Source organism: Planktotalea sp. (assembly GCF_049680325.1).
Lineage (GTDB): Bacteria > Pseudomonadota > Alphaproteobacteria > Rhodobacterales > Rhodobacteraceae > Planktotalea.
Genome location: NZ_JBAUHO010000384.1, coordinates 1 through 3,347, shown reverse-complemented (window position 1 = coordinate 3,347; position 3,347 = coordinate 1). Strand labels below are relative to the sequence as shown.

Below are 3,347 nucleotides of genomic sequence, written 5' to 3'. Positions count from 1 at the left end.
TGATCGGGCGCAACGCAGTAGAATTGATCGCAAAGCTCTCGCGCCAGTTCTTCCCAAGCACCTGAATACTCGGGAAATCCGTGCAGCATCAGCAATGGTGGAAGCGAAGGATCGCCCCATGTACGCGCGAAGAACCTCTCGCCATTGAGTGTGAACCAGCGTTCTGTCATGGGGCGCTCCATCATTAGTTGCCTGCGTCGAGGGTTTCGAACATCAAGCCCGCAGCCGTGCGCGCCCCGAACCCTTCCCAGTAGGAATGTTCGTCTGTGGGTTTGCCGTCTTCACCCATCTTGTGAACGCCGTCTTTGGCGTTGGGGATCAGGTCGAGATAGGCCGTTTTGTCGGCGTCACCCTTGAGATGCAAATCCATGAAGGCCGTCGCAAAGTGCTGCGCGATATTGTTCATGCGCGTGTTGTCCCAGACCGCATCTGCGTAATGCTCGAAGGGTGCGAAATCGAGGCCTTCAACCATCTGATAGCCCTCCGCTGGCGACGGCATCGGCGCGCCTGCGTTGTGATTGGCGTTCTCGAAGGTCAGCAAATGACGTTTGGTGCCTGTCGTTTCTGCAAAGATGGAGCGCAGCGCAGAGTAGACGGAAACGTCATCGACCGAGCCCGCCATCAACATCAGCGGCTTTTCAAACCCTGCGAGGCCCTCTGCATCCCAAAAGCCCGTGTTCTTGCCCCAAGGCGCGATTGAAATGATCGCCTTCACCTTGTCGTTAGGCATGCTTGCGTGGGTTTCAGAGCCTGCAAGGTGGCGTTGAAGCAGACCGTTTGGTGTGCCCCATGGATATTCCGTAGACGCCTGTGTGACGCCCGCGCCGCCATAGATCAGCGCGCCATACCCGCCCATCGAATAGCCGATGACACCGACTGTGTCGCCGTCAATGATCGCGGCGAGTTCGGGCGCGGTGCCTGAAAAGTCCGCGAAGGTTTCAACGACGAAGTCCTGATCGAGCGGGCGATTGAGCAAGGTAGAGCCGAAGGCGTTTTGATCGGCATAGGTGCTGTCCGTGTGATCGATCGAAACAGTGACATAGCCTTTAGATGCCAGGTTTTCCCCCAAATGCGCCATCAAGAAACGGTTGCCCGGATATCCATGGGAAATCACGATAAGGGGAAATTTCCCCTCTGCGCTCGGCGCTGCATCGCGCACGGCTTGTCCTTCCAGCGCGACCTGAACAGAGGCTGCCCGCAGGTTCACACCCTCATAGGTGCCACCCGGCTCGGTTCCGGCGGCGGCTGGATACCAAACCTCAACAGTCAGGGGACGATCATAGATCGGGGCATTGTCGGCAGTTGTGTTGACGATATCAATCTGGCCGGGATTGCTTAGCTCGTAGGTGCGCACGCCAACGACATGCGCGCCATAGGCCGCAAGCGCCGGGGCGTCGGGGCGGATGATGTCAATTCGGTTCTCTGCCATGGCCGGTGTAACCGTAAGCGCCATCGCTGCCGCTGCAAACACATGTTTCATGTCGTTTCTCCCTGATTTTTCTGTTGTGCTTCAAACAATGGCACGGGTTTGACACGGATCAAGGACAACGCAGCGGAACTAGCCCATCGCATGTTTGAAAAGATGCATGGAGAATAGAATGAAAGCTGGAACCAAGCCCGAAGCTGTCAAAGAAGAGAAGACCGCCCAAAGCGCGAGCGAAACGCGCCGCGCCTTTGAGCAGGGGGCCTATCCCTACACGGACAAAATGCCCCGCAAGGAATACGAAGAGCTGAAGGCCGAATTGCAGGCGGAGCTTTTGAAGGTACAGCATTGGGCGCAGGAAACTGGCGAGAAATTCGTGCTTTTGTTTGAGGGCCGCGATGCAGCGGGTAAGGGCGGCACGATCAAGCGCTTTACCGAGCACCTTAATCCGCGTGCCGCGCGCGTGGTCGCTTTGAACAAACCGACTGAACGCGAGTTGGGGCAATGGTATTACCAGCGCTATATCAATCATTTACCGACGTCTGGCGAAATGGTTCTCTATGATCGCAGCTGGTACAATCGCGCAGGTGTCGAACGCGTCATGGGCTTTTGCGAGCCGGGGGAATATCTGGAATTTATGCGCCAGACACCCGAGTTGGAGCGCATGCTGACACGTTCAGGTATCCGACTTTACAAATACTGGTTTTCGGTCACCCAGGAGGAACAGAAAACGCGCTTTGATAGCCGTGCAACCGACCCGCTAAAACGCTGGAAACTATCACCGATCGATAAAGCCTCGCTCACCAAATGGGATGACTACACAGAAGCCAAGGAGGCGATGTTCTTTTACACGGACACGGCGGATGCGCCGTGGACCGTTGTCAAATCCAACGACAAGAAACGCGCGCGCTTGGGCTGTATGCTGCATTTCCTGAATTCGCTGGATTACCCGGGCAAGGATACGGCGCTTGTCACCGCGCCGGACCCGTTGATAGTTGGCGGCGCAGCCCATGTTATCCATTCGGCAAATCATATTCTGGGCAATAGCTTGCACCCTGATGCAAAAACGAGCTGAAAAGGCACGGTGGCTTTGATATCAAAGGAAGCTGCGAAGATCGTCCATAACGGGATTAAATTCTTTGAACGTAGAAAGGATCGCGGCTTCAAGGCCAGCCTCGGCTGCGGTTCCTATCTCTTTCCAGAGCGTTAGTGATTTGTGACGCAAAAGATCGGCGCGGGGGTGATCTTTCTCAAACGGGGAAGGCACGCGTTTCAGCTCTGGCTTTCGAAGTGTTGCGCCGTCTTTCAGCGCCGCGTCGACCTTGGATTGAAGTGCATCGCCTTCACGTTCGCTCACCCAAGCGCGCCAAGCAGATTGTTGGGCCTTGTCAAATCCCATAAGGCCAGCGCCCGTGGTGACATAATCATTTGCAATGCCAAAGAAATAAACGGGCTGCGTGCCATTGCCCTGAGGGCTCCACATCATATGAAGATGCAAGGTGTAGGGCGTCTTGTCTTTGGAAAAGCGCACGTCGCGATTGGCGCGAAACAGCTTGGTGGTCACAGGTTGATCCAGCATCTTCGAAAGCTCGGGCGCTATCGCGTCTAGCAAGTGTTTTGCGGGCTTCTTTAGCTGGCTTTCATAACGTTCCTTGTTCTCTGTGAACCATTCACGATTATTGTTCTGCGAAAGTTCGCTCATGAAGGTGCGGGTCTGGGAAATTAGGCTCGAAAAAGCGTCGGACATGGGGCACCTTTGGGCTTGTGATGAAACGGCTGTGGTCTATCTACTCTATATGCTCAAACTGTCCCGCATTCTTTTTGGTGTTTTTGCACTTGTTGCCCCGATAGCAGAGGCGCATCCGCATGTTTTTGTAACAACGCGCATCGTGTTGGAACTGGATGACGCCCGCCGTGTAAGCGG

At 55.2% G+C, this 3,347-nt stretch carries 3 protein-coding genes; 1 reads left to right on the top strand and 2 read right to left on the bottom strand.

Annotated features, from left to right (window positions below; genetic code table 11):
- Positions 1-184: 184 nt before the first annotated feature.
- Positions 185-1,480 carry an alpha/beta hydrolase family protein gene (locus tag WBC85_RS17135; protein ID WP_424440219.1) on the bottom strand — a complete coding sequence of 432 codons (1,296 nt, stop codon included), beginning with the start codon at positions 1,478-1,480 and terminating at the stop codon, positions 185-187.
- A gap of 118 nt (positions 1,481-1,598) precedes the next feature.
- Here WBC85_RS17135 and ppk2 point away from each other — a divergent pair, with 118 nt between their 5' ends.
- Positions 1,599-2,498 (top strand): polyphosphate kinase 2, encoded by a 900-nt coding sequence (gene ppk2, locus WBC85_RS17130; RefSeq protein WP_424440216.1) that lies wholly within the window; start codon positions 1,599-1,601, stop codon positions 2,496-2,498.
- A 21-nt stretch (positions 2,499-2,519) separates the two neighbouring features.
- On the opposite strand, the gene WBC85_RS17125 is transcribed toward ppk2, so the two are convergent.
- The gene (locus WBC85_RS17125) at positions 2,520-3,170 is read right to left on the bottom strand and encodes a DUF2461 domain-containing protein (protein WP_424440213.1); all 651 of its coding nucleotides are present in this window, start codon (positions 3,168-3,170) and stop codon (positions 2,520-2,522) included.
- Positions 3,171-3,347 lie beyond the last annotated feature (177 nt).

What these genes read in the sequence shown, in the direction of transcription:
- WBC85_RS17135 (WP_424440219.1), bottom strand. Translation starts at nt 1,480, where the DNA reads ATGAAACATGTGTTTGCAGCGGCAGCGATGGCGCTTACGGTTACACCG.
- ppk2 (WP_424440216.1), top strand. Translation starts at nt 1,599, where the DNA reads ATGAAAGCTGGAACCAAGCCCGAAGCTGTCAAAGAAGAGAAGACCGCC.
- WBC85_RS17125 (WP_424440213.1), bottom strand. Translation starts at nt 3,170, where the DNA reads ATGTCCGACGCTTTTTCGAGCCTAATTTCCCAGACCCGCACCTTCATG.